Consider the following 26,634-nt stretch of genomic DNA (forward strand, 5'->3'; position numbering starts at 1 on the left):
CTGTTCAGGGCCTCGAATGCGGCCTTTTTTGGGAGCGTCGAGAAAGACTCACATCGTGCGCTCGGTGCGGCCCGGAAAGACGCGCAGCAGCTGCGCGCGGCCGCCGAGCGAAGCGAACACGTCCGGGTCGGCGCCCGTCATCCACACTTGTCCGCCGAGGCGTTCCAGCTCGGCGTAGAGCGCCTCGCGCCGCAGCGGATCGAAATGCGCCGCCACCTCGTCCAGCAGCAGCAGCGGCGCGCGCCCCGTGGTCGCCGCCACAAGACGGGCGTGGGCGAGAACGAGGCCGGCCAGCAGCGCCTTCTGCTCGCCGGTGGAGCAGGCGCGCGCCGCCTCGTCCTTGGGGCCGTGGCGCACGGAGAGATCGCTCGCCTGCGGGCCTTCCAGCGTGCGGCCGGCGGCGGCGTCGCGGCGGCGGGCGGCGGCGAGCCGCGCGCGATAGCGATCCTCCACCTGCAGCGCCGGCTCCTCGGCGATCATGCGCTCCAGCTCCCCCTCTATCGAAACCTCGGCCCAGGGAAAGGGCGAGCTGTCGTCGCGCTCTCTCGCGATGAGCGCGCGCAGCCGCAGCACAGTCTCGCCGCGCGCCGCGGCCACGGCGACGCCCAGGGCGGCGATCTCGCGCTCGGCGGCGTCCAGCCAGCGGGCGTCGGCGGTCTCCTCGGCGAGCAGGCGGTTGCGATTGCGCAGAGCGCGCTCGAGCCTGGCCGCGCGCGCGCCATGTTCGGCGTCGACGCTCAGCACCAGCCGATCCAGAAAGCGTCGCCGATCGCCCGCCGGCCCGGCGAACAGCCCGTCCATCGCGGGGGTGAGCCACAGCGGGCGCAGATGATCGGCGAAAGCGCGGGCGGAGGAGACCGGCGCCCTGTCGATGCGAAAGCGCCGCGCCGCGCTCTGCTCGCCGCTGGCCGGCTCCAGCCCATGGCCGAGCTGCGTGACGACGCCATCGGCGACGAGCTCGATCGAGACGGCGAAACCGCCGGAGCCCTGCCGCCGCGCGCAATCGGCCAGCTCCGCCCCGCGCAGCCCGCGCCCGGCCGAGAACAGCGACAGCGCCTCGAGAATATTGGTCTTGCCGGCCCCATTCTCGCCGGTGAGCGCCACCAGCGGCGCCTCTATCGCGCAATCCAGCGCGGCATAGGAGCGATAATCGGCGAGCTGCAGCCGCCGCGCCATGGGGGCGAGAATCGCGGGGGAGGGGCCGGGCGTCATGCGGGACGCTTTGCCACGGCGGGGGGCGGAGGGCTAGCGGGGGAGGGGGCGGGCTGCGCCCTTCGCGCGCTGTTCCATGTTGGGCAATTATGCGAATGCTTGGTAATTGGTTTATGGATTGCGTCTCAGAAAGGCATGATGGCAGTGAGCAGCTGGAAACGAATTGCAATTGAAAGGTTGCCCAAGCACAAATCAATGATTGAAAGCGCAAAGAGTCCGATGGCTCTTTGGATAAATTTGTGGTGCGAATTCACAAAATCATTCGAGGCGGACGATATGGATGGAATTCATCAAACGATGGCCTATGCGCGGTATTGTCTAAGCGCCCCAAGCGATGATGTGAGAACTGCTGTTGCATATGCATTTATAGAACATCTACCTACAAACAAAGGCATTATGGCTGTATTGCCAGACTTGCTGACTGCTGCCGAGTTTCGTAGCCTCAAGCACATCATCAGTTACCATGTTGGCGAAGCCGTCGCTGACGAAATAGAGCAGGATTATCGACGAAAAAACGTTCCTTTTATACGCTCGAAAATAGACGCACAAACAGACCGGTACAAGAGACGCTGAGGCATCGGTCGCTAGCCAATGCCTGTTGTGCGAAAGTCAAGATTTTTTCAAATTGACATAGAGGAGATTTACACGTGTCCGGATGGTTGGAAAGCACTTTGGGCGCGGTTCTTGGCCTCGCCCTCGTGGGAGGCGTCTTCTGGTTCGTGTTCCGGCGCCCGCCTGAACGACGAAGCGACGGAGGTCTTACACAGGATGACGCCAGCAATTACGCCTCAGGCGACTATTACACCTTTGGCGACGATAGCGGCCATCATCCCGATTGAGGGAGACGGCACGAGGTTTGTCTTGAACTTCAACGACCGCTTAGGGTCCAAGCGGACTCGGTCTCCCCTCACGCCCGCCCATAAACCTCCGCCCCCGCCAGTAGCCGCAGACGGAAGCTCGCCACGTCGAAGACGGCCTCGCCGTCCGCCTCCTCTATGAGCGGCTCGGCGGCGGCGGCTTTCAGCAGATCGGGGTGGACGAGGCTGGCGCGGAGCCCGCCGCCGGGGGTCGTCCAGCCGCGCAGCGCATCGAGGCTCTGCAGGCGCAGCAGAGCGGTCACGCGCAGGTCTATGGCGACGGCAACGATGTCGGCCGTGTCGGTCAGCCCGCGGCGCTCCAGCATGTCGTAGAGCCGGGACGAGCGGGAGCCCGAGGCCCAGCGCTCCTCGACGGGCAGCGCGCGCAGCATGTCCATGACCTCGCCGAGCAGATCGGCCGAGATCGGTATGCGATTCACCTTGTCCAAATAGTCCGACATCCCTTCCCTCATTCCTGCGCGCGCGAATATAGACCATGGCGCCGCGACCGGATACGGCTTCTAGGGGAGGGCGATCGGGCAGGGCGGCGACCCCACCCCGGAGGACCGTTGCACGGTCCGACCCTCCCCTGAAGGGGAGGGTGGAAAAGCGGCGCTCTTTCCGGGCCGGAGCGAAAAAGAGTATTCTCTTCCCTCTCTACGGCTTCCGGCTGATTGGTTCGCGCAATATTTGCCGCTTTCCTTCTCCCCGCATTGCGGGGAGAAGGTGAGGATGAGGGGCTCGGGGCGTTTTCCGTCTGTGGCTCACGCCCCGAGCCCCTCGCCCCGGCCCTCTCCCCGCGAGCGGGGAGAGGGGGAGCGCGCCGAACCATTCAGCCGGAAGTCGTATCCTAGCAGCGGAGCCGTCGCTTGGTTTCTTCCGATCCGCAGAGCCTTTCGGGCAAGCGCATTCTGCTCGTCGTCGGCGGCGGCGTCGCCGCTTATAAGTCGCTGGAGCTGGTTCGCCGGCTGCGCGAGCGCGGCGCCTTCGTGCGTGTCGTGCTCACCGCGGCGGCGGCGCGTTTCGTCACGCCGCTGTCCTTCGCCAGCCTCTCCGGCGAGCGCGTCTATGAGGACCTCTTCTCGCTCATGGACGAGCAGGAGATGGGCCATATCCGGCTCTCGCGGGAGGCCGATCTCGTCGTGGTCGCGCCGGCGACGGCGCATCTTCTGGCGCGCATGGCGCAGGGGCTCGCCGATGATCTGGCGACGACGCTGCTGCTCGCCACCGACAAAAGGGCGCTGCTGGCCCCGGCGATGAATCTGCGCATGTGGCTGCATCCGGCGACGCAGCGCAATGTCGCGACCTTGCGCAGCGATGGCGCGCTCTTCGTCGGGCCGGACGATGGCGAGATGGCCTGCGGCGAATTTGGCCCCGGCCGCATGGCGGAGCCGCTCGCCATCGTCGCCGCCATAGAGGCCGCGCTGCGCAGCGATACGGTTCTGCCGCTGCCCTGCGCGGGGCAGGGGAGGCTCGCCGGGCGCCATGTGCTCGTCACCTCCGGGCCGACGCGCGAGCCGATCGATCCGGCGCGCTTTCTCTCCAACCGCTCCTCCGGCAAGCAGGGCCACGCCATTGCGGCGGCCGCGGCGCAGGCCGGCGCGCGTGTCACTCTGGTCAGCGGCCCGGTCGAGATCGCCGATCCGAATGGCGTCGCCGCGCGCCATGTGGAGACGGCGCAGCAAATGCTCGAGGCGGTGGAGGCGGCTCTGCCGGCCGATGTGTTCATCGGCGCCGCGGCGGTCGCCGATTGGCGCGTCGAGCCTTCCGCCGACAAGATCAAGAAGGGCGCCTCGCGCGAGCCGCCGACGCTCGTGCTGCGCGAGAATCCGGATATTCTCGCCAGCGTTGCGCAGAGGCGCGAGGGACGGCCGGCGCTGGTCGTCGGCTTTGCGGCGGAGACGCGCGACGTGCTCGCCCATGCGCAGGAGAAGCTCGCGCGCAAGGGTTGCGATCTCATTGTCGCCAATGACGTCGGCGCTGGAGTCTTCGGCGCGGACAGCAATGAGGTTCACCTCGTCTCGCGCGCCGGCGTCGCCTCCTGGCCGCGCTTGGACAAGACCGAGGTCGCGGCGCGGCTCATCGCGCATATCGCCGACACGCTGGGAGAGACGCCGTGACCAAGATCGCCATCCGCCGCCTTCCGCATGGCGAAGGCCTGCCGCTTCCCGCCTACGCCAGCGCGGGCGCGGCGGGGCTCGATCTGCGCGCCGCGCTCGCGCCCGGCGGCAAGCTGGTGCTGGAGCCCGGCGCGCGCGATCTGGTGCCGACGGGCCTCTCGCTGGCGCTGCCGCCGGGCTATGAGGCGCAGGTGCGGCCGCGCTCCGGCCTGGCGTTGGAATTCGGCGTCAGCGTGCTCAACGCGCCCGGCACCATCGATAGCGATTATCGCGGCGAGGTGAAGGTTCTGCTGGTCAACTTCGGGACGCATCCATTCGAGATCTCGCGCGGAATGCGCATCGCGCAGCTCGTGGTGGCGCGCTACGAGCATGTCGAGCTCATCGAGGCGACGGAAGCGCTGGAGGAGACCGCGCGCGGCGACGGCGGCTTCGGCTCGACCGGGACGAGCGAGGTCGCGCCGGGCGAGGGCGGAGCCGAATGAGCCTGCTGCCGCGTCCCGCGCGTCTCGCCGTGCTGGCGGCGCTCGACATCGCCTTGCATGCGCGGGCGCGGCCGGTGTCGTCGCGGGCGCTGGCGGCGCGTCACGATCTGCCGCCGCGGCATCTCGAGAGCATGCTGCAGGCCATGGTGCGCGCCGGCATTTTGAAGAGCGTGCGCGGCCCGGCCGGCGGCTATGAGCTGGCGCGCGAGCGTCGCCGTCTCTATGTCGGCGAGATCGTGCGCGTCGCTCTGCGCGCGGAGGAGGGCGCGCAGAATGGCGAGGAGCCGCGTCTTCTGGCGCTCGCGGTCGATCCGCTCTTCGCGGAGGCGGAGCGTCAGGCGCTCGCCAGGCTCGACACCATCACGCTGGACGAGCTGCATGGGCGCGCGGTCGCCGCCGGCCTCGGCGAGATCGAGGCGAATGAGGGCGACTTCGAAATTTGATGGGCGCATGATAGCGACGAAAAAGCAGGAGGCGGCCTTGGATTACGAGACGATCGAGATCGAGACGCATGATCGCGTCGCTTTGCTGCGGCTCAACCGGCCGCGCGCGCTGAATGCGCTGAATGCGCGGCTGATCGGCGAGGTCGCCGACGCTCTGGCGCGTTTCGAGGCCGATCCTCAAATCGGCTGCGTGGTGCTGACCGGCTCGGCGGAGGCCTTCGCCGCCGGCGCCGACATAAAGGAGCTGCGCGACAAGACCGTCGCCGAGGCCTATCTCGACGATTTCCTGGCGCGTTGGGACGGCGTGGCGCGCGCGCGCAAGCCCGTCATCGCCGCCGTCGCCGGCTATGCTCTGGGCGGCGGCTGCGAGCTCGCCATGATGTGCGATTTCATTTTGGCCGCGGACACGGCCAAGTTCGGCCAGCCCGAGATCAAGCTCGGCGTCATTCCCGGCTCCGGCGGCACGCAGCGGCTGGTGCGCTCCATCGGCAAATCCAAGGCGATGGAGCTGGTCCTCACCGGCCGGCTGATGGGCGCGGAGGAGGCGGAGCGCTGTGGCCTCGTCGCCCGAATCGTGCCAGCGGACAAGCTCGTGGAAGAGGCGCTGAAGAGCGCGCGGACGATCGCCGCGCTGTCGCTGCCGGCCGTGCTGATGGCCAAGGAGGCGGTCGAGCGCGCCTATGAGACGCCGCTCTCGGAAGGCGTGCGTTTCGAGCGGAGATTGTTCTATTCTCTGTTCGCGACGCATGATCAGAAGGAGGGTATGACCGCCTTCATCGAGAAGCGCCCGCCCAAATTCGAGCATCGCTGAGCGTCCCTCTCTTCGGCCCATGGCCCGGCCATTGACGAAACGACGCCGGCCCGCGTATAAGGCCCGCGAACTGGCCGCGATTTCGGGGCCGCTTTGCTTTTTTGGGCGGCGCCCCCGCCTCACGCCTCGACCGTCGAAGGAAAAAAGATGGCCAACACCAGCTCGGCCAAAAAGGCCGTCCGCAAGATCGCCCGGCGCACGGCCGTCAACCGCGCGCGTCGCAGCCAGCTGCGCACGCAGGTCCGCAAGGTCGAGGAGGCGATCGCCAGCGGCGACGCCGCGACGGCCGCTGCGGTGCTCAAGAGCGTCGCGCCGGTCGTGATGCGCGCCGCGCAGCACGGCGTCATTCACAAGAACACCGCATCGCGCAAGGTCTCGCGTCTCACGGCGCGCGTGAAGGCTCTTTCGGCCTGATCTTTTCTTGCGCAAACGGCGTGTTTCGAAAGCCCGGCTCCGCCGGGCTTTTTTGCGTTCTGCGTAATATTTCGACGCGCGGGCAAACCGACTCCGCTAGTCTTCGTAGTGTGAGATTTTTTTTCACACGCTTTTCTTGTGCGCAGCGTATATGGTTTAAAAACAGTTAATTACGTTAAAGGCCCGCTGCGTCGCCAACGCTCGCCGGGCTTGACACGCCCGGTTCGTTAACGCGCGCGCTGCAACAGAGCGAAGATCGCCGCGTCGCGCCTCCCATCGTCGTAAATTTTTCTGAGCGACGAATCATGACTTTATCCTGGCAAACTGCGTCACTGCGGCGGCGATGCGGCGACGTTCGGCGCATTCTGCGGCTCGACCATCGTTGCGTGCGCAAAAGCGGGCGTGTAGGTTCGAAATGTGGCGTGGCGCTGAGGAGCGGCGTCGCTTGGATGGGTGAGTAGACGCATGTAAGCCTTCGGGTGACACCTTCTCTGCGATGGACTGCCCGACGCGTTCCACGAATGCGTCGACCACACCACGAATGCATCGGCCGATAGCCGCTAGGTGCGTTTCTGTCTGCGTATCTTCAGATCCGATTATCAAGACCGCGACGGGCTTTCGCTCATCGCGGATGTAGGGGTGATGTGATGGCTTTTGGGCGGCGAGCCGACACGAGACCGAGCGACGACGCAGCGCTGCGCTGCGAGCCGCGAGGTCGCAGTCGAAAGGACGGACGAAGTCCCTTCGACCTCGGCGAAAATTCCGTGGGTCCGCCGAGCCGGCCGTAAGCGTCCTCTAGAGCGTCGATCGCGCCTATCGATCGAAACCGACCATTTATCCGCTTCACTATGACGACGCTGTCGCGGCGCCGCGCCTCGACTCGTCTTCAGCGCGAAAGAAAGCCATGTCCGATAATAGCGATGACCAGTCGAATTCCAGCGAGCTGTCGGCGGAAGCCCGGCAGAAATGGGAGCGCGTGCGCGGGCGGCTGCGCGCCGAGCTCGGCGAGGCCGTCTACAGCTCCTGGTTCGCGCGGCTGGAGCTCGAAGGTCTGAAGGATGGCGCTGCGCTGCTGACAGTGCCGACGAAATTTTTGAAGAGCTGGATTCAGTCTCACTATGCGGATCGCATCCGCACGCGGCTGTGCGCCGAATTCACCTCGCTCGAGCAGGTCATCATCGACGTGCGCTCGCCGACGCGCCGTCCGCGCGCTCGTGATGCGGAAGCCGTTTCCGGCGCCATGGTCGAGAAGGCGTCGCCGGCGCCCGCCGCCATTGTCGTCGAGCGCGCGGAAGCGCAGCCCGCCAAGGCGCCGATGCGCCCCGCGGCGCGCGGCGATGGCGAGTCTTTCGGCGGCTCGCCGCTCGATCGTCGTCTGTCTTTCTCGACCTTTCTGGTCGGCCCTTCCAACCAGCTCGCCTATGCGGCCGCCTGTCGCGTCGCCGACGCCCGTCCCGGCGAGCATCCGCTGTTCAATCCGCTCTACACGCATGCGGCCGTCGGACTCGGCAAGACGCATCTTCTGCAGGCGGTGGCGCGCTCGGCCAATGACAATAAGCGGCGCGTGCTCTATCTCACCGCCGAGAAGTTCATGAGCGGCTTCGTCTCTGCGTTGTCTCAGCAGAATTCGATCGCCTTCAAGGAGCGGCTGCGCAACATCGACGTGCTCATCATCGACGATGTGCAATTTCTGCAGGGCAAGTCCATTCAGCAGGAGTTCTGCCACACGCTGAACTCGCTCATCGACGCCGGCAAGCAGGTCGTCGTCGCCGCCGATCGTCCGCCCTCCGACCTCGAGACTCTCGACGAGCGCGTGCTCTCGCGCTTCAAGGGCGGGCTCTGCGTCGACATCGGCCCGCTCGACGAAGAATTGCGCATGAAGATTTTGGAGGCGCGCATCGCCGCCGCGCAGGAGGCGCAGCCCAATTTCCATGTGCCGCCGGCGGTCATGTCCTATATCGCCAAGACCATCGTCACCAATGGCCGCGATCTCGAAGGCGCGGTCAATCGCCTGCTCGCCCATTCGACGCTGAACGGCGCGCCGCTCTGCGTCGAGACGGCGGAGAACGCCATTCGCGATCTCGTGCGCAGCGCCGAGCCCAAGCGCGTCAAGATCGACGACATTCAAAAGCTCGTCGCCAGCCACTACAATATCTCGCGCGCGGATATTCTCTCCTCGCGCCGCACCGCCAATGTCGTGCGCCCGCGGCAGATCGCCATGTATCTGTCCAAGGTGCTGACGCTGCGCTCGCTGCCGGAGATCGGCCGGCGCTTCGGCGGACGCGACCATACGACCGTGCTGCACGCCGTGCGCAAGGTCGAGGAGCTCGCCTCCAAGGACAAGAGCCTGTCCGAGGTCATCGAGCTGCTGAAGCGAATGCTCGCCGAGTGAGCGGGGGAACACGGCCGCGCGCTCAGCGCGGCCGCCACATGCGCGCGTCCGGCTCTATCGGATAGGCGGCGTCCCACTCCGCCAGCTTGCGCTGATAGAGCGCGTGATAATCGGCGTCGCTCAGCAGCTCCATCTTCTCGAGATCGAGGTCGAGCCCGATCTCGTGATAAATGTCGAGATTGCGCAGGTCGGGCCGCGGCAGCTCGCCATTCTCGTAGTCGCGCCACATGTCGCGATAGAGCTGCTCCAAATCGCCGACGAGCCGCGGCGTGTCGAAGAGCAGCGATGTCTCGCGCACATTGGCGAGCCGGTCGCGCAGGCCCGCGAGCTTGCGCCTGTCCTTGCCGAGCTCTATCGCGAGCGCGACGTAATCCTCCGCGCTGGCGCAGGCGAGCTCGCCGACGCCCGCCGCGCGCACCAGGCTGGCGCAGACGCGCGAGGCGAAGCTGCGGCCGGCGAAGGTGACGATCGGCACGCCCATCCACAGCGAGTCGGCCGCCGTCGTATGGGCGCCATAGGGGAAATTGTCGAGAAAGAGATCGGCGAGCGGATAGCGCGCCAAATGATGGGGATTGGCCATCTTCTCGGCGAAGACGATGCGCTCCGGCGCGACGCCGCGCGCTTTCGCCTCCGCGCGCACGCGGGCGTTGGTCTGCTCCGTGCCGGTGAGCAGCCATAGCACGCTGCCGGGAACCGCCGTCAGTATGCGCGCCCAGCGATCGAAGGTGAGGGCGGTGAGCTTCTGCATGCCGTTGAGCGAGCAATAGACGAAAGCGTCCTCCGGCAATCCCGCCTCGGCGCGCGTCGGGCGCTGCGGCGCGACCACGCGCTTGCGATCATTGGGCTGGTAGCAGGCGAGCCGCGCCACCTTCTCTGAGTAGTAGATCTCCGCGCCTTTGGGAATGATCACCGGATCGGCGATGATGTAATGATGATAGGGGCTGCCCATCGTGCCGGGGAAGCCGAACCAGTTGACGATGATCGGCGCCGGCCGCAGCGAGAACACCTTGGTGCGCGCATCCTTGGTGTAGCCGTTGAGATCGACGAGAATGTCGATCTCGTCCGCGGCGATTTTTCGCGCCGCCGTCTCATCGTCCATTCCATTGATGTCGGTCCAGCGATCGACGGCCGCGGCGATGCGCTCGCGCGTCGGATCATTGCGCGCGATGCCACAATAATAGGCGTAGATCTCGAAATGCGCGCGATCATGCGACTCCAGCACATCGGTCATGGCGAAGCCGACCGCATGCTCGCGCAGATCGGAGGAGACATAGCCGATACGCAACCGCTGCTTGCGCGCCCGCTTCGGCTCTGCTGGGCGCAGCCCGCGTTTGGGCCGGCCGATGGAGCGCTTCTCGTAATGATGCGCCTTGGCGAGCTGGAACATCGGATCGTCGGCATGATTGGCGAGCGACAGCGACGATATGCCATTGGCGAGATCGGCGAGGCTCACATGCTCGGAGGGCAGAACGACAGGCCATTTGCATTGGCGCTGGCGCAGCGCGATCCAATGCTGCACGACCTCCTGCCGCTTGGGATCGATCTCGAGAATCTGCCGCAGCGCGTCTTCCGCCGCCTCGTCCTTGTTGAGGCTCTCGAGCACGCGCCCCGTCTGCTGCAGCGCGCTGAGCTTATGCGCGACCGAGTCGCCATTGACGGCGGGGGTCCGCTCGATGAGCGCCATCCATTGTGCGACCGCCGCGCCGACGAGGCCGGAATCCTCGAGCAGCCGCCCGAGATTTATATAGGGCGGCTGGAAATCCGGCTGAATGCGGATCGCCTCGCGCAGCGCATTGATCGCGCCCGGGCGATCGCCCGAGTCGGCCAAAGCCGTCGCATAATTGAAATAGGCCGCATAGACGACGGGATCGTCGGCGTTGAAGGCGATCCAATGCTTGTAGAGCTCGGCCGCCCGCTGATCGAGCCCCAGCGCTTTCAATTGCGCGGCGGCGGTGAACAGATCGGCGATGGTCAGCTTGCGCGAGTAGGATTTTTCGATCGCTGCCTGGAACAGCGCGAGGGCGGTCTCCGATTCGTTCGGCTGCGTGGTCATGTCGACGTCCATTCGAGAGGGCGGCGCCCGGGCGATGCCGCCCGGAGCGTCGTTGCGGACGGGTGACGAAAGTCACCGCGTCTCGCGCCCCTCGCCGTCAGCCGATGAGAGACACGAGCGCGATAGCTTGATCCACGGACATTGCCTGAATCTGGGTTGTCGTGAAGGCGTTGCCCTGGGTCGTGCTGAGCGCGGCGATATCCGCGGTGGTGAGGCCGGCGATGGCCGTGGTCGTCAGCGCCGGAATGCCCGTCGTGCTGCTCAGAGCGCTGAAGTTGGTCGTGCTCAGAGCGGTGAGCTGCGTCTTGGTGAGGCCCGCGACCTGCGTGCTGCTCAGCGTGTTGATCTCCGTCGTGGTCAACGAGTTGATCGATGTCGCCGAGAGCGCGCCGACCTGCGCCGAGGTCAGCGCCCCGACCTGCGTCGAGGTGAGATTGCCGACTGCGGTCGAATCCAGTCCGCCGATCTGGCTCGTCGAGAAGTCGCCAGCGTCGATGGCGTCCAGGTAGCTCGCCGACAGCCCGTCCAGCTGCGTGGCGGTAAGGCCGCGGACCTGCGTCGAGGTCAGATCAGTGACCTGCGTGGTGGAGAGGTTCGACAGAGCGGTCGTGGTGAGCTTGCCCAGCTGCGTTGCGGTGAGGCCGGCGAGCTGCGTGGAGGTGAAGGCCTGCACCTCCGTGGAGGTCAGCGCGCCGAAGGCGGTGGCGGAGAGCGAGCCGATCTGGGTGGCGGAGAGATTGCCGACCTGGGTCGTGGAGAGGTTTCCGGTGACGGTGGCGTCGAGCGCGCCGATCTGGCTGGTCGAGAAGTCTCCGGCGTCGATGGCGTCGAGATAGGAGGCGGAGAGGCCGCCGATCTGCGTTGCAGTGAGGCCGCGGACCTGCGTCGAGGTCAGATCAGTGACCTGCGTGGTGGAGAGGTTCGACAGCGCTGTGGTGGTGAGCTTGCCGATCTGCGTGGCCGTGAGGCCGGCGAGCTGCGTCGAGGTGAAGGCCTGCACCTCGGTCGAGGTCAGCGCGCCGAAGGCCGTGGCCGAGAGCGAGCCGATCTGAGCGGCGGAGAGATTGCCGACCTGGGTCGTGGAGAGATTGCCGGTGACGGTTGCGTCGAGCGCGCCGATCTGGCTGGTCGAGAAGTCTCCGGCGTCGATCGCGTCGAGATAGGAGGCCGAGAGGCCGCCGATCTGCGTGGCAGTGAGGCCGCGGACTTGCGTCGAGGTCAGATCAGTGACCTGCGTCGTGGAGAGGTTCGACAGCGCTGTGGTGGTGAGCTTGCCCAGCTGCGTTGCTGTGAGGCCGGCGAGCTGCGTCGAGGTGAAGGCCTGCACCTCGGTGGAGGTCAGCGCGCCGAAGGCGGTTGCCGAGAGCGATCCGATCTGGGTGGAGGTGAGATTGCCGACCTGGGTGGTGGAGAGATTGCCGGTGACGGTGGCGTCGAGCGCGCCGATCTGGCTGGTCGAGAAGTCTCCGGCGTCGATCGCGTCGAGATAGCTCGCCGACAGGCCGCCGATCTGCGTTGCGGTGAGGCCGCGGACCTGCGTCGAGGTCAGATTCGTGACCTGCGTGGTCGAGAGGTTCGAGATTGCCGTGGTGGTGAGCTTGCCGATCTGCGTTGCTGTGAGGCCGGCGAGCTGCGTCGAGGTGAAGGCCTGCACTTCGGTGGAGGTCAGTGCGCCGAAGGCGGTGGCGGAGAGCGATCCGATCTGGGCGGCGGAGAGGTTGCCGACCTGCGTTGTGGAGAGATTGCCGGTGACGGTGGCGTCGAGCGCCCCGATCTGGCTGGTCGAGAAGTCCGCCGTATCGATGGCGTCGAGATAGGAGGCGGAGAGTCCGCCAATCTGCGTCGCCGTGAGGCCGCGGACCTGCGTCGAGGTCAGATCAGTGACCTGCGTGGTGGAGAGGTTCGAGATTGCCGTGGTGGTGAGCTTGCCGATCTGCGTGGCGGTGAGGCCGGCGAGCTGCGTCGAGGTGAAGGCCTGCACCTCGGTGGAGGTCAGCGCGCCGAAGGCGATTGCCGAGAGCGAGCCGATCTGGGCGGCGGAGAGATTGCCGACCTGTGTCGTCGAGAGATTGCCAGTGACGGTGGCGTCGAGCGCGGCGATCTGGCTGGTCGAGAAATCGCCAGCGTCGATGGCGTCGAGATAGGAGGCCGCGAGTCCGCCGATCTGCGTTGCGGTGAGGCCACGCACCTGCGTCGAGGTCAGGTCAGTGACCTGCGTGGTGGAGAGATTCGACAGAGCGGTGGCGGTGAGCTTGCCCAGCTGCGTTGCGGTGAGGCCGGCGAGCTGTGTCGAGGTGAAGGCCTGCACCTCGGTGGAGGTCAGCGCGCCGAAGGCGGTTGCCGAAAGCGATCCGATCTGCGCTGCGGAGAGATTGCCGACCTGGGTTGTGGAGAGATTGCCGGTGACGGTGGCGTCGAGCGCGGCGATCTGGCTGGTCGAGAAGTCGCCGGCGTCGATGGCGTCGAGATAGGAGGCGGAGAGGCCGCCGATCTGCGTTGCGGTGAGGCCGCGGACCTGCGTCGAGGTCAGGTCAGTGACCTGCGTCGTGGAGAGGTTCGAGATTGCCGTGGTGGTGAGCTTGCCGATCTGCGTTGCGGTGAGGCCGGCGAGTTGCGTCGAGGTGAAGGCCTGCACCTCGGTGGAGGTCAGCGCGCCGAATGCGGTTGCCGAGAGCGATCCGATCTGAGCGGCGGAGAGATTGCCGACCTGGGTCGTGGAGAGATTGCCGGTGACGGTGGCGTCGAGCGCGCCGATCTGGCTGGTCGAGAAGTCTCCGGCGTCGATGGCGTCGAGATAGGAGGCGGAGAGTCCGCCGATCTGCGTTGCGGTGAGGCCGCGGACCTGCGTCGAGGTCAGATTCGTGACCTGCGTCGTCGAGAGGTTGGAGAGCGCCGTCGTCGTCAGCTTGCCGATCTGCGTGGCGGTGAGGCCGGCGAGCTGCGTCGAGGTGAAGGCCTGCACTTCGGTGGAGGTCAGCGCGCCGAAGGCGGTTGCCGAGAGCGATCCGATCTGGGCGGCGGAGAGATTGCCGACCTGTGTCGTCGAGAGATTGCCGGTGACGGTTGCGTCGAGCGCACCGATCTGGCTGGTCGAGAAGTCGCCAGCGTCGATGGCGTCGAGATAGGAAGCGGAGAGGCCACCGATCTGCGTCGCCGTGAGGCCGCGGACCTGCGTCGAGGTCAGGTCAGTGACCTGCGTGGTGGAGAGGTTCGACAGAGCGGACGTGGTGAGCTTGCCCAGCTGCGCTGCGGTGAGGCCGGCGAGCTGCGTGGAGGTGAAGGCCTGCACCTCGGTGGAGGTCAGCGCGCCGAATGCGGTTGCCGAGAGTGAGCCGATCTGAGCGGCGGAGAGATTGCCGACCTGGGTGGTGGAGAGATTGCCGGTGACGGTGGCGTCGAGCGCCCCGATCTGGGAGGTCGAGAAGTCGCCGACGTCGATGGCGTCGAGATAGGAGGCCGCGAGTCCGCCGATCTGCGTTGCGGTGAGGCCGCGCACCTGCGTCGAGGTCAGATTCGTGACCTGCGTGGTGGAGAGGTTCGACAGAGCGGTCGTGGTGAGCTTGCCGATCTGCGTTGCGGTGAGGCCGGCGAGCTGCGTCGAGGTGAAGGCCTGCACTTCGGTGGAGGTCAGCGCGCCGAAGGCGGTGGCGGAGAGTGATCCGATCTGGGCGGCGGAGAGATTGCTGACCTGGGTCGTCGAGAGATTGCCGGTGACGGTTGCGTCGAGCGCACCGATCTGGCTGGTCGAGAAGTCTCCGGCGTCGATGGCGTCGAGATAGGAGGCGGAGAGGCCGCCGATCTGCGTCGCCGTGAGGCCGCGGACCTGCGTCGAGGTCAGGTCAGTGACCTGTGTCGTGGAGAGGTTCGACAGCGCTGTGGTGGTGAGCTTGCCGATCTGCGTGGCGGTGAGGCCGGCGAGCTGCGTCGAGGTGAAGGCCTGCACCTCCGTGGAGGTCAGCGCGCCGAAGGCGGTGGCGGAGAGCGAGCCGATCTGAGTGGAGGTGAGATTGCCGACCTGGGTCGTGGAGAGATTGCCGGTGACGGTTGCGTCGAGCGCGCCGATCTGGGAGGTCGAGAAGTCCGCCGTATCGATGGCGTCGAGATAGGAGGCGGCGAGTCCGCCGATCTGCGTTGCGGTGAGGCCGCGCACCTGCGTCGAGGTCAGATTCGTGACCTGTGTCGTGGAGAGGTTCGACAGCGCCGTGGTGGTGAGCTTGCCCAGCTGCGTTGCGGTGAGGCCGGCGAGCTGCGTCGAGGTGAAGGCCTGCACTTCCGTGGAGGTCAGCGCGCCGAATGCGGTGGCGGAGAGCGATCCGATCTGGGCGGCGGAGAGGTTGCCGACCTGCGTGGTGGAGAGATTGCCGGTGACGGTTGCGTCGAGCGCGCCGATCTGGCTGGTCGAGAAGTCGCCGACGTCGATGGCGTCGAGATAGGAGGCCGCGAGTCCGCCGATCTGCGTTGCGGTGAGGCCGCGCACCTGCGTCGAGGTCAGATCAGTGACCTGCGTGGTGGAGAGGTTCGACAGAGCGGTCGTGGTGAGCTTGCCCAGCTGCGTGGCGGTGAGGCCGGCGAGCTGGGTGGAGGTGAAGGCCTGCACTTCGGTGGAGGTCAGCGCGCCGAATGCGGTGGCGGAGAGCGAGCCGATCTGAGCGGCGGAGAGATTGCCGACCTGGGTCGTCGAGAGATTGCCGGTGACGGTTGCGTCGAGCGCGGCGATCTGGCTGGTCGAGAAGTCGCCGGCGTCGATGGCGTCGAGGTAGCTCGCCGACAGGCCACCGATCTGCGTTGCGGTGAGGCCGCGCACCTGCGTCGAGGTCAGATCAGTGACCTGCGTCGTGGAGAGGTTCGACAGAGCGGTTGTGGTGAGCTTGCCCAGCTGCGTGGCGGTGAGGCCGGCGAGCTGCGTCGAGGTGAAGGCCTGCACTTCCGTCGAGGTCAGCGCGCCGAATGCGGTAGCCGAGAGCGAGCCGATCTGGGCGGCGGAGAGATTGCCGACCTGGGTCGTCGAGAGATTGCCGGTGACGGTGGCGTCGAGCGCGCCGATCTGGGAGGTCGAGAAGTCGCCGGCGTCGATGGCGTCGAGATAGGAGGCGGCGAGGCCGCCGATCTGCGTTGCGGTGAGGCCGCGGACCTGCGTCGAGGTCAGGTCAGTGACCTGCGTGGTGGAGAGGTTCGACAGAGCGGTCGTGGTGAGCTTGCCGATCTGCGTGGCGGTGAGGCCGGCGAGCTGCGTGGAGGTGAAGGCCTGCACTTCGGTGGAGGTCAGCGCGCCGAAGGCGGTGGCCGAGAGCGATCCGATCTGGGTGGAGGTGAGATTGCCGACCTGGGTGGTGGAGAGATTGCCGGTGACGGTTGCGTCGAGCGCGCCAATCTGGGAGGTCGAGAAGTCTCCGGCGTCGATGGCGTCGAGATAGGAGGCGGAGAGGCCGCCGATCTGCGTTGCGGTGAGGCCGCGGACCTGGGTCGAGGTCAGGTTGGTGACCTGCGTGGTGGAGAGGTTCGACAGAGCGGTGGTGGTGAGCTTGCCCAGCTGCGTTGCGGTGAGGCCGGCGAGCTGCGTCGAGGTGAAGGCCTGCACTTCGGTGGAGGTCAGCGCGCCGAATGCGGTAGCCGAGAGCGATCCGATCTGCGCTGCGGAGAGATTGCCGACCTGGGTTGTGGAGAGATTGCCGGTGACGGTTGCGTCGAGCGCGGCGATCTGGCTGGTCGAGAAGTCGCCGGCGTCGATGGCGTCGAGGTAGCTCGCCGACAGGCCACCGATCTGCGTTGCGGTGAGGCCGCGCACCTGCGTCGAGGTCAGATCAGTGACCTGCGTCGTCGAGAGGTTCGACAGCGCGGTGGTGGTGAGCTTGCCCAGCTGCGTGGCCGTGAGGCCGGCGAGCTGCGTGGTGCTCCACGCCTGGACTTCCGTCGACGAGAGGCCGGCGAAAGCCGTCGCCGACAAGGCGCCGATCTGCGAGGATGTGAGGTTTTCCGCCTGCGTGGTGGAGAGATTGCCAGCCGCGGCGCCGTCGAGGCCGGCGATCTGCGAGGTGGTCAGATTGGCGAGATTGACCGCGATGAGATCGGCGGTGGTCAGCGCATTGAGCTGCGAGGTGGTGAGGCCGCGGACCTGCGTCTGGCTCAGCGTCGAGATTTGCGTCGTCGAGAGATTGCTGATCGCCGTGGTGGTGAGCTTGCCGATCTGGGTGGAGGTGAGCGCGCCGAGCTGTGTGCCGTCCCAGCCTTGCAGCTCTGTCGAGGTGAGCGCGCCGATCTGCGAGGTGGTGAGCGCCGCGACCTGGGTGGCGGTGAATTCGTCGGCCTGCGTCGTCGTCAAATTGCCGATCTGCGCGAGCGAGAGGCCGGCGATGGCGTTGGCCGAGAGCGCCGCGATCTGCGTCTGCGCGAAATATTGGAGATCGGTCGAGTTGAGCGCGTTGAGCTGCGTCGATTTGAGCGCCGCCGTCTGCGTGGTGCTGAGCGCCGCTATGTCCGTCGTCGTCAGATTGGATATGATGGTCGTGGTGAGCCCGGCAACCTGAGTGGCGTTGAGAGAGGTGAAGATCGAGGTCATCGGGCGCTCCGCTTCCAATGAAGCTGTTTACGAAGAAACGAAAGTGTGACGGCGTGACGGTTCTCGGCCCGAGCGCGCTCGGTCCGCATCGGGCGTGAGCGCAGGACGCAGCGAGGACGCGCGAGCGATCGCTCCGGCGCGAGGGGCCGGCGGCTGTGCCTTGGTTCACGAAGGTTTGGAGAACACCGTCGCGCTTGGCCGTGCCTCCGACGGAGACCTGCGAGCCGAACGGGGCTCGAGATTCCTGTGCCGGGCCGGCGGCGGACAGATCATCTGTCCTGTTCGGCGCGAATACGAAGCGATCCCTTATCGGAGGCTTCGCGGTTTTGAAGATCGCATGGAGGTCTTAACAAACATCTAAATGAAAGAGCTAACGAATTCCTATGATTTCCGCGCGAGGATTCGTGTCCGAGAGAGCGGTTCGCGGGCTGGCGGCGGCGCGCTCAAGCATTCGCGCGGAGCTCTCTTTCGTCCAGCGCCACCGATTTCACCAGCGCATAGACTTGCGCGCCGACGCTCAGATTCATTTCGGCGACCGACAGCCGCGTTGTCGCCGAGATGAGCCGATCGCCGCCTTCGAGCTCGAGCCGCACGAAGGCGAGCGGACTCGCATCCTCGTCGATCGCGACGATGCGGCCGCAAAGCACGGTGCGTATGCTGGTGTTCTCCGGCTTGCGGTAGGCGAGCGCCACATCGGTGGCGTTGATGAGCGCGCGCACTTGCCGGTCGCCATTGGCGACATGCGCCGCGACGACGATCTCGCCCGAGGGATGCGCGAGCCGCGTCACGCCATAGCGCGGATCATAGTCGCCGACATGCGCGACCAGCGCGCTGACCACCGAGAAGCGGCCGCCTTCCGTATGCCGGCTGGCGGCGGCGAGCGTCTCCGAGGGCAGGCCTTGCGCGACGCTGCCGCCGCGCTCGAGCGAGATCACCTCGTCGGCGAGGCGCAATATCTCGTCGGCCGCGTGAGACACGAGCAGGATCGGAATCGAGAACTCGTCGCGCAGCCGCTCGATCAGCGTCATGATCTCCTGGCGCCGGTCATAGTCGAGCGAGGCCATGGGCTCGTCCATCACCAAAAGGCGCGGCGAGCAGAGCAGGGCGCGGGCGAGGCCGACGCGCTGCCGCTCGCCGCCCGAGAGCGCGCCGGCTCGGCGGCGCAGCAGATGCGCGACGCCGAGCGTCTCGACGACGGCCTCGAATGGCACGCGGCGCTCCGCCTTGGGCGTGAAGAAGCGGCCGAACAGAATATTCGTCCTCACGTCGAAATGCGGAAACAGCAGCGCATCCTGAAACACGAGGCCGATTCGGCGCTTCTCCGGCGGCACGAAGAGACGCTGCGCCGTATCGACGAGAAGCGCGCCATTGACGACGATATGGCCCTCGTCCGGCGCCGTGAGGCCGGCGACGAGATGGGCGAGCGTCGTCTTGCCGGAGCCGGACGGTCCATGCAGCGCGAGGATGCGGGCCTTGGACGCGAAGGCGGCGGCGAGGGTGAAATCGCCCCGGTGCAATTTTATGTCGACGCCGATCATTTGCCGGCTCGCGTCGCATCGGCGCGTTTTTGCAAGATCTCCGAGACGACGAGCGCGGCCACGGCGATCGTCGCCGAGACGGCGGCGAGCCGCAGCGCGTCGGCGTCGCCGTCCGGCGTCTGGGTGAAGCTGTAGATGGCGGAGGGAATCGTCTGCGTCTCGCCGGGAATGTTGGAGACGAAGGTGATGGTCGCGCCGAATTCGCCGAGCGCCTTGGCGAAACCGAGAATGGAGCCGACGATGACGCCAGGCGCCGCCAGAGGCAGCGTCACCAGGAAGAAGGTCCACAGCGGATCGGCGCCCAGCGAGCGCGAGGCCAGCGCCAGCCGCTCGTCTATGCTCTCGAAGGAGAGGCGAATCGGGCGGATCATCAGCGGAAAGCTCATCACGGCGGCTGCCAGCGCCGCGCCGGTCCAGCGAAAGGCGAAGACGACGCCGAAATATTCCGCGAGAAAGTGGCCGAGCGGCGTCTTGCGGCCGAGCAGCAGCAGCAGGGCGAAGCCGGTGACGACCGGCGGCATGACCAGCGGCAGATGAATGAAGGCGTTCAGCGCCGCATGGCCGGGGAAGCGCCAGCGCGCCAGCGCATAGGCGACGAAGACGGCGAGCGGCAGCGAGAAGACGGTCGCCGTCCCCGCGACCTTCAGGCTGAGGGCGATCGCCGTCAGCTCCTGCGGGGAGAATTGGAGGGAAGGCGCGAGATCCGAGAGGGTCATGCCCCAGGACTTACGCCTTCACTCCCGCTACGTCGAGCGCTTATATAGCGCCGTTGATCCAGCGCAGCAATTCGCCCTTGGGCGCGGCGCCCACCTTCTGCGAGGCGGCCTTGCCGTCCTTGAAGATGATGAGCGTCGGGATGGAGCGAATGCCCAGCATGCCGGCGACATTGGGGTTCTCGTCGACATTGAGCTTGACGATCTTGAGCTTGTCCTTGAGCTCGGTGGCGATCTCCTCGAGCGCCGGCGCGATGGTGCGGCAGGGGCCGCACCATTCGGCCCAGAAATCCACGACGACCGGCTGGTCGGATTTCAGAACCTCGGCTTCGAAGCTCGCATCGGAGACTTTGACGGTCGCGGCAGACATGGCTTTCCTTTCGAATTGAAACTTTGTCGAAAGAGTAGGAACGGCGCGGCGGCGCGTCAAGCCGAGGTCGACCCTGGCGAGGCGGAGCCGGGTCGATCCGGCCCGCCCGGCGCCCGACCGTTGACAGAGGCGGCGCCGAGCTGGTCTATGCGGCTGCGCCGCCGTATTCGATCGAAGGAGGTTCGGCCTGTCGCTCGCTCAGATACCGCCCATCGCCTATGTCGCTCCCTTCGAGCGGGCCTGGCACCATAGGGAGCTCATCCGCGCCGTGGTGCGGCGGGAGCTGACCTCCAGATTCCGCGGCTCCGTGCTCGGGCCGCTCTGGGCCGTGCTCGCCCCGCTGATCATGCTGCTGACCTATACCGTTCTGTTTTCCATAACGGTTCCGCAATTGTCGGCGGGCATGAGCACCAGCGATTACGCCGCCGGCATCTTCATCGGGCTCATCGTCTTCAATGTGTTCAGCGAGCTCGCCTATCGCGCGCCGGGCCTGCTGCACGAGCATGTGACCTTTGTGAAGAAATCGATCTTCCCCAGCGAGACGATCGCCTGGGTGGCGACGATTCGCTCCTTCGTCTATGGCGGCATCAGCCTCGGCGTCTATGTGATCTTCCGCCTGCTGACGGCCGGCGAATTGCCGATGACGATTTTCTTCGCGCCGCTGCTGATTCTGCCCTTCGCCTGCTTCATGCTCGGCGTCGTCTGGTTTCTGATGGCGCTCGGCGCCTTCACCCGCGATGTGGCGCATATCATGGTGTCGGTCGTGCCGGTGCTGATGTTCGCGACGCCGATCTTCTATCGGCTCGATCAGATGCCTTCGCATATCTCGATCTGGCTGCGCCTCAATCTCGTCGGCGACTATATAGAGATGCTGCGCGGCGTGGCGCTCGACGGCGTGCTGCCCAATCCCATCGCTTATGTCGCGCTGGCCCTGGTGTCCTACGGGATATTCCTGTTCGGCTATCAGTTCTTCATGCGCTACAAATCGGTCATCGTCGATGTCATCTGAACCCATCATCCGCTGCGACGGCGTCGGCAAGGCGTTCCAGCTCTATCTGCACCGCAACGACCAGCTGAAGCAGATCCTCTTTGGCCTGTGGAAGAAGTTCTATCAGGAGCATTGGGTGCTCCACGACATAGGCTTCGAGGTCGGCAAGGGCGAGAAGGTCGGCATTATCGGCCGCAATGGCGCGGGCAAGACGACGCTGCTGCAAATTCTCTGCGGCATCACGCGGCCGACGCGCGGCTCCTTCGAGGTCAAGGGCCGCGTGGCGCCGATTCTGGCGCTGGGCTCCGGCTTCGACGGCCTGCTCACCGGACGCGAGAACGCCATGATCGGCGGCGCGATCCTCGGATTGAAGCGCAAGGAGGTGGAAAAGCGCCTGCCGGCCATCGCCGAATTCGCCGATATCGGGGCGTTCTTCGATCAGCCCATGCGGCTCTATTCCAGCGGCATGGTGGCGCGCGTCGCTTTCGCCATTTGCGCCAACGCCGACGCCGACATCCTCATCGTCGATGAGGCGCTGTCGGTCGGCGACGAGGTGTTCCAGGCCAAATGCGAGGCCTTCATCGCCGATTTCGCCAAGAAAGGGACCATTTTGATGGTCTCGCACGATCTGCGCTTTCTCGGCGATCTCTGCGACCGCGTGATCTGGATCGACGAGGGCGCGGTGCGCGAGACCGGCGCGCCGGATGTCGTCATTCCCCATTATCGCGAGGTGGTGCTCGCCGCGGCGTGATGTCGTCATTGCGAGCGATGCGAAGCAATCCAGGAGTCGAGGGCGGCCCCTGGATCGTCGCTTCGCTCCTCACGATGACGAAGGTTGGTCAGGCCGCGACAGTCTGCGGCTCGGCTGCGGCGATGGTCTCGAAGGCCGAGAGCTTGCGCATCGGGCTGGTGCTTCTGTTGCGCCGGTAGATCAGCAGGATCGACACGCCGACCTCGAGCGCCGCCGCTCCTCCCAGAAGGAAAGCGAAGCGGGCGTCGGCGCGCAGCAGCGATTCCAGCGCCACCAGAAAGAGGATATGCACCGCCGGAATGGCGATGATGACCAGCGAGCTCATGCCGCCGCGTCGTCCGGTGACATTGCCGAAGGTCAAGACCAGCGCCATGGCGAGCAGCGTATGCGCGATGGCGAGCGACGGCACGCCGAAGCGCTTGGCCGCCTCCGCCATCCATTCGCCGGCCTGGCGGCGGTCGAGCTTGGCGGTCTGCCAATTGGCGATGAATTCCGGCAAGGTCAGCTCATAGACGCCGCGCCAATTGCGCGGCGGCAGCGATTCGCTGCCCTGCATCGGCAGCGCCATCGCATATTCGTCGAAATTGGCGATGCGGACCTCGTCCGTGTCGAAGGGCTTGGTCTGAATGCTGCCGTTGGACAGCGCCACCACGACGCCGGAGGGCTGGCGGCGGAACTCTGCGCGCGCCGCGGTGATCGTCTCCTCCTGGCGCTTCTCGATGGAAATCTGCCGCACGAAGAGATTGACGGCTATGTCCGGCGTCTCCCAGCGCTGGAGGTAGAGCGTCTTCACGCCATTGTCGAAAGTGTAGAAATGCGCCGCGTCCAGCATGCGGTGATTGAGCGAGTTGCGCACCACATTGATGACGTCCTGCAAGCCGCTGGCGTAATAGGGCGCCATGAGATTGGCGAGCCCGTAGCCGAGGACGACCAGCGCGCCGGCGCAGACGACCGCCGGCCGGCAGATGGACCATACGGACAGCCGAAGCGCATAGAGCACGGCGATCATGCCCTCATTGGACATTCGCGCGAATTCGAGCGCCGTGGCGACGCCTATGGCCATGGGCAGGGTGATGAAGCCGACCGTCGGCATGGTGCCGATGAGCGCCGGGGCCAGCAGGCCGGCGCGAATCGCCGCCGGCGTCAGCGTGTAGAGCAGATAGGAGAGCACGACCGGCACGATGAGCGCGAGCTGGACGACGAGCGTGGTGAACAGGATGCGCCGTGCGAGATAGAGAAAGAGTAGGCGAGGCATTGGTCCTGTTCCGTGCGTCGAGAATGGCCCGTCCCGGAGGGAGGGCCGCCGCCGCACGAGAGTCTCATAGCGGAATTCGGCCTATTTGCGAAATTTCGCCCAGGCGGCTTTGGAAAACTCCTTCCACGAGGCGTCGAAAACGCCCGTCGAGGGGAGGGCGGTCGCGCCCGCCCAATGGCAGAAGTAGATTTCCTTGCCGTCGGGATCGAGCGGCTTGCCGTCGGCGAAGGTGATTCCGGGCGCCTGATAGAAGCTCTCATGCGAGGCGCGCTCGACGCAATGCGGCAAAAGCGTGATGGCGAGCCCGCGCCGATGCGTCACGAAATTCACCAGCGGCTGGGCGAAGAGCTGCCCGCGCTTGCGCACCTCATGGAAGAGCTTGGCGTCCTCGCGCATCGTCTCGATGAAATGGTCGAGCTTCAAATATTGGTTGGACGTGACCCAGAAGCCGTCATTGAACAGCAGCGCGTCGCGCAGGAAGGGGTAGTTCGCCTTCTTCTCGTTGTAGACATATTCGAAGCTCGGCGAGGCGACGATGAATTCCGTCTTCTTGGCCTCGAGCCGGCCGAAAATGGGCGAGAAATCGCGATAGAGCACCACATCGACATCGACATAGGCGACCTCGTCCAGTGGCAGGGCGAGGGCCTGCAGCTTGCGCAGCCGGCGGCGATTGCCATTGAAGGGGCCGGGATAGAGCTCGGCCGCGAGCCTGTCGATCGCCTCGGGAACCTCCTCGATGAAATGCGCGCCGTATATGTCCGCCGCGCGGCGCGTCTGCGCGACATTCTCGTCATAGGGGACGAGAAAGAGCGGCAGATGCGCGTTGGTCTGCGCATAGCTCTCGAGGAAGGGGAGCAGCCAGTCGATGATCTTGTCATTGCCGACGATGGCGATCCCATAGCGCTTGCCGGCCGCGGCCCCGCTCTGGTCCGAGGCGGCGCGTAGCGGGGAAAAATCTGGATTTGCGGGTCGAAGGCTCATATACCCCGTCTACTTGGAAACGCCGTCGCAGGGCAAGCGGGGCGGGCGGACGGCGCCGGCGTCGGAACCTGCGGAACCGCGCAGGAAGAGGCGTTTTCAGCTCCCCCCTGAAGGGGAGGACGCGAGCGCGCTGTGCGTCCTAAAGTCGCGGGGAACGGGAGGGGGCGATAGAGCAGCTGGTTTCCAATGACGCTTCCGTCGCCGCAGGACCGCTCGCGGGGAAAACGGTCGCGGTGATTCACGCCGCCTGGCATTCCTGCGGCAGCTATCAGGTCAATGTCAGCCAGCTCGAGGCCTATCGCGCGCTCGGAGCGCGGACGATCTCCGTCGCTCTGATGGATGCGCCAGCCCCGCGTCCGCCGCATGGGCCGCGCTGGGAGGCCTATTTCGCCGCCTCCGCCGATCTGCCCGCCGACAAGCGCTATTTCTGTGGTCCGAGCCGGCTCGCCGCCCTCTCGCCGTCCTTTCTCGCTCACGCGTGGTGGCGGCTGATCCATGGCGATCAGGCGACCTGGCTCGTCGAGCTCGCCAAGCTCGTCGATCTTCCTCCGGGCCTCGCAGACGAGAATGTCGATCTCGTGCACGCGAATCATTACTTCACCCTGCCCTTTGTTGCTCGACTGCTTCGCGGACGAAATGTCCCGGTCATGGTCGAGACGCAGGATATCCAGGCGCGTCAGTATATTCTACGCAATCAAGGCGGCTTCTTCCTGCCGCCCTATGTGTCCTATGACGACATGCTGTCGATAGAGCTGGAGTGGATGCGCGCGGCGGATCTCTGCATACACCTCAATGAGGAGGAGCGGGCGGAGTTCGCCCGTCTGCTGCCGCAGGCGCGCCATCGTCTCGTCTATCCAGCCATCGCGCCGGTTCCCTGCGGGCCGGGCGGCGATCGCATCGTCATCGTCGCCAGCGACAATTACGGAAATTTCGTCAGCCTGCGCTGGTTTCTGCGCGAGGTCGCGCCGCTCGCCCCTGGCGTCGAAGTGGAAATCTACGGCAATATCGATTCCGGCGTGAAGCGCCTCGACAAATCGCTCTACGAGTCCCATCGCGCGCTGTTCAAGGGGCGCGTCGACGATATCGGCGCGGTCTATGCGCAGGCCGCCTGCGTGCTGCTGCCGACAGTCGAAGGTCACGGCCTTTCGGTGAAGGCGGTGGAGGCGATGGCGAGCGGCGCGCCGCTCATCGCCACGCGGCGAGCATTTCGCGGCATGGCCATCGATCCAGAGCGGCTCGGCAATGTCATTCTCGCCGATGAGGCCGCCGATTTCGCCGCCGCCCTGCGCGAGATCGGCCAGCGTCGCGACGCGGGCGCGCGCGAAGTCTCCGACACGCGCCGCCTCTATGACGATATGTTCAGCCCCGCCGCCTATGCGCGCGCCTTGCACGAGACGGCGGCGCCGTTGCTTTTGCGATGAAAGACACAGCTTCTCGGCCGCTCGCCGGGCGTCATGTCGCCATTGTGCATCCGGCCTGGCATTCCTGCGGCACATATCGCGTCGTGCTGGGGCAGGTCGCAGCCTATCGCGCGCTCGGCGCCCGCGTCGCGCCGGTCGCCATTTGCGACATGCCGGGCTTCACGCCGGAGCGCGCCTGGCGCTGGCGCGCTTTCGTCGAGGCGACGCCCGAGCTCTCGCGAGGCGAGCGCTGGTTCGGCGGCGCGCCTTTCCACGCTTTCGCGACGCCGCGCTTTCTGCGCGATGTTCTGTGGCCTTATCTGCATGGCGATCAGGCCATTATTCGCGCCGGCGTGGCCGAGCGCGCGGAGCTGGCGCTGGGCCTCATGGATCGGCGCTTCGATCTCGTCCATTGCAATCATTTCTTCCTGATGTCGGCGGCGAAGCGCCTCGCGCGCGGCGCGCCGATCATGCTCGACAGTCATGATCTGCAGGCGCGCCAATTCGCGCTGATGAACGAGCATATGCCCTGGCTGCCGCCGCGCGTGACCTATGAGCAAATGCTCGCCCGCGAGCTGGAGCTGATGCGCGGCGCCGATCTTCTGCTGCATCTCAACGCGCAGGAATATGACGACTTCCGCGCGCTGCTGCCCGAGAAAGACCATGCGCTGCTCTATCCGAGCGCGCCGGAAGCGCCGCTCGGCCCCGGCGGCCAGGATATTCTGCTCGTCGCCAGCAACAATAGCGCCAATGTCGATAGCGTCTGCTGGTTCCTGCGCGAGGTTCTCGGCGATACGCGCATTCCGCATTTGCGCATCGTCGGCAATGTCGACGCCGGGGTGAAGGCGCGCGACCCCGCGCTCTTTGCCACGCATCGCTCATCCTTCGTCGGCCGCGTCGACGATCCGGGCGCCGCCTATGCGACGGCGCGGCTCGTGCTGCTGCCGACGATCAGCGGCCATGGCCTCTCCATCAAGACGGTGGAGGCGCTGGCGAGCGGCCTGCCGCTCCTCTCGACGAGCCACGCTTTTCGCGGAATGCATGTCGATCTCGCGCGCTTCGCCGATGTGACGATCGCCGACAGCGCGGAGGATTTCGCGCGCGCGTTGAAGGCCGCGGCGGCCGATGCGCGCGTTCCGAGCGAGGCGCAGCGCGCGGCGAGCGAGATGCGCCGCTTCTATGATGCGCATTTCTCGCTCGACGCCTATCGCGCCAATCTCGCCGCTCTCGCGCCGGCGCTCATAGGCGCGAAGATGCGAGCCTGAAGGCTCGCGGTCCGACGCGCGCCTTGGACCGCG

20 protein-coding genes are annotated in these 26,634 nt (G+C 66.1%); 11 read left to right on the forward strand and 9 right to left on the reverse strand.

Annotated elements, in window-relative coordinates; all coding sequences use genetic code 11:
- Window positions 1-48: 48 nt before the first annotated feature.
- Entirely contained in the window at window positions 49-1,212 is a 1,164-nt protein-coding gene (gene recF / locus ACT53T_RS12130) for a DNA replication/repair protein RecF (protein ID WP_476161385.1), read from the reverse strand.
- Between the two features lie 144 nt (window positions 1,213-1,356).
- Here recF and ACT53T_RS12135 point away from each other — a divergent pair, with 144 nt between their 5' ends.
- On the forward strand, window positions 1,357-1,785 hold the full coding sequence (locus ACT53T_RS12135) for a hypothetical protein (RefSeq protein WP_476161386.1): 429 nt from the start codon (window positions 1,357-1,359) through the stop codon (window positions 1,783-1,785).
- A 334-nt stretch (window positions 1,786-2,119) separates the two neighbouring features.
- Here ACT53T_RS12135 and ACT53T_RS12140 read toward each other — a convergent pair whose 3' ends face one another.
- Window positions 2,120-2,530, reverse strand: a complete 411-nt coding sequence (locus tag ACT53T_RS12140) for a hypothetical protein (RefSeq protein WP_476161387.1) — start codon at window positions 2,528-2,530, stop codon at window positions 2,120-2,122.
- Window positions 2,531-2,938: 408 nt separating this feature from the next.
- Here ACT53T_RS12140 and coaBC point away from each other — a divergent pair, with 408 nt between their 5' ends.
- The 6 genes from coaBC (at window position 2,939) to dnaA (ending at window position 8,731) form a co-directional block, all read left to right on the forward strand.
- Window positions 2,939-4,189, forward strand: coding sequence for a bifunctional phosphopantothenoylcysteine decarboxylase/phosphopantothenate--cysteine ligase CoaBC (gene coaBC, locus ACT53T_RS12145; RefSeq protein ID WP_476161388.1), 1,251 nt, complete (start codon window positions 2,939-2,941; stop codon window positions 4,187-4,189).
- Window positions 4,186-4,671, forward strand: coding sequence for a dUTP diphosphatase (gene dut / locus ACT53T_RS12150; protein ID WP_476161389.1), 486 nt, complete (start codon window positions 4,186-4,188; stop codon window positions 4,669-4,671). Before coaBC ends, dut begins: the two co-directional genes overlap by 4 nt.
- A complete protein-coding gene (locus ACT53T_RS12155; RefSeq protein WP_476161390.1) occupies window positions 4,668-5,114 on the forward strand; it encodes an RrF2 family transcriptional regulator in 447 nt (148 codons plus the stop codon). The genes dut and ACT53T_RS12155 overlap by 4 nt, the downstream gene beginning before the upstream one ends.
- Window positions 5,115-5,151: 37 nt before the next feature.
- Entirely contained in the window at window positions 5,152-5,925 is a 774-nt protein-coding gene (locus tag ACT53T_RS12160; RefSeq protein ID WP_476161507.1) for an enoyl-CoA hydratase, read from the forward strand.
- 147 nt (window positions 5,926-6,072) lie between these two features.
- Entirely contained in the window at window positions 6,073-6,339 is a 267-nt protein-coding gene (rpsT, locus tag ACT53T_RS12165; RefSeq protein WP_108918235.1) for a 30S ribosomal protein S20, read from the forward strand.
- Between the two features lie 904 nt (window positions 6,340-7,243).
- On the forward strand, window positions 7,244-8,731 hold the full coding sequence (gene dnaA, locus ACT53T_RS12170) for a chromosomal replication initiator protein DnaA (RefSeq protein WP_476161391.1): 1,488 nt from the start codon (window positions 7,244-7,246) through the stop codon (window positions 8,729-8,731).
- 22 nt (window positions 8,732-8,753) lie between these two features.
- Here dnaA and ACT53T_RS12175 read toward each other — a convergent pair whose 3' ends face one another.
- The 5 genes from ACT53T_RS12175 to trxA form a co-directional block, all read right to left on the reverse strand.
- On the reverse strand, window positions 8,754-10,784 hold the full coding sequence (locus ACT53T_RS12175; protein WP_476161392.1) for an O-linked N-acetylglucosamine transferase, SPINDLY family protein: 2,031 nt from the start codon (window positions 10,782-10,784) through the stop codon (window positions 8,754-8,756).
- Window positions 10,785-10,881: 97 nt separating this feature from the next.
- Window positions 10,882-17,340 (reverse strand): hypothetical protein, encoded by a 6,459-nt coding sequence (locus ACT53T_RS12180; protein WP_476161393.1) that lies wholly within the window; start codon window positions 17,338-17,340, stop codon window positions 10,882-10,884.
- 443 nt (window positions 17,341-17,783) lie between these two features.
- Window positions 17,784-18,878 carry a molybdenum ABC transporter ATP-binding protein gene (gene modC, locus ACT53T_RS12185; RefSeq protein WP_476161394.1) on the reverse strand — a complete coding sequence of 365 codons (1,095 nt, stop codon included), beginning with the start codon at window positions 18,876-18,878 and terminating at the stop codon, window positions 17,784-17,786.
- Window positions 18,875-19,594: a molybdate ABC transporter permease subunit gene (gene modB, locus ACT53T_RS12190; RefSeq protein WP_018264918.1), complete on the reverse strand. Its 720-nt coding sequence runs from the start codon at window positions 19,592-19,594 to the stop codon at window positions 18,875-18,877. Before modB ends, modC begins: the two co-directional genes overlap by 4 nt.
- A 40-nt stretch (window positions 19,595-19,634) precedes the next feature.
- Window positions 19,635-19,961: a thioredoxin gene (trxA, locus tag ACT53T_RS12195; RefSeq protein WP_018264919.1), complete on the reverse strand. Its 327-nt coding sequence runs from the start codon at window positions 19,959-19,961 to the stop codon at window positions 19,635-19,637.
- A gap of 211 nt (window positions 19,962-20,172) precedes the next feature.
- Between trxA and ACT53T_RS12200 the strand changes: the two genes are divergently transcribed.
- Together ACT53T_RS12200 and ACT53T_RS12205 are read left to right on the forward strand one after the other, a co-directional pair.
- Window positions 20,173-20,970, forward strand: a complete 798-nt coding sequence (locus ACT53T_RS12200; protein ID WP_371212328.1) for an ABC transporter permease — start codon at window positions 20,173-20,175, stop codon at window positions 20,968-20,970.
- Window positions 20,960-21,700 (forward strand): ABC transporter ATP-binding protein, encoded by a 741-nt coding sequence (locus ACT53T_RS12205; protein ID WP_018264921.1) that lies wholly within the window; start codon window positions 20,960-20,962, stop codon window positions 21,698-21,700. The genes ACT53T_RS12200 and ACT53T_RS12205 overlap by 11 nt, the downstream gene beginning before the upstream one ends.
- A gap of 88 nt (window positions 21,701-21,788) precedes the next feature.
- On the opposite strand, the gene ACT53T_RS12210 is transcribed toward ACT53T_RS12205, so the two are convergent.
- Window positions 21,789-22,955 carry an LptF/LptG family permease gene (locus ACT53T_RS12210; protein WP_400767227.1) on the reverse strand — a complete coding sequence of 389 codons (1,167 nt, stop codon included), beginning with the start codon at window positions 22,953-22,955 and terminating at the stop codon, window positions 21,789-21,791.
- Between the two features lie 81 nt (window positions 22,956-23,036).
- Entirely contained in the window at window positions 23,037-23,936 is a 900-nt protein-coding gene (locus ACT53T_RS12215) for a hypothetical protein (protein WP_476161395.1), read from the reverse strand.
- A gap of 233 nt (window positions 23,937-24,169) precedes the next feature.
- Between ACT53T_RS12215 and ACT53T_RS12220 the strand changes: the two genes are divergently transcribed.
- The gene (locus tag ACT53T_RS12220; protein WP_476161396.1) at window positions 24,170-25,357 is read left to right on the forward strand and encodes a glycosyltransferase; all 1,188 of its coding nucleotides are present in this window, start codon (window positions 24,170-24,172) and stop codon (window positions 25,355-25,357) included.
- Complete coding sequence (locus ACT53T_RS12225; protein WP_476161397.1) at window positions 25,354-26,601, forward strand: glycosyltransferase; 1,248 nt, start codon at window positions 25,354-25,356, stop codon at window positions 26,599-26,601. Before ACT53T_RS12220 ends, ACT53T_RS12225 begins: the two co-directional genes overlap by 4 nt.
- Window positions 26,602-26,634 lie beyond the last annotated feature (33 nt).

The sequence above is a fragment of the Methylosinus sp. DMC45 genome (assembly GCF_056313885.1).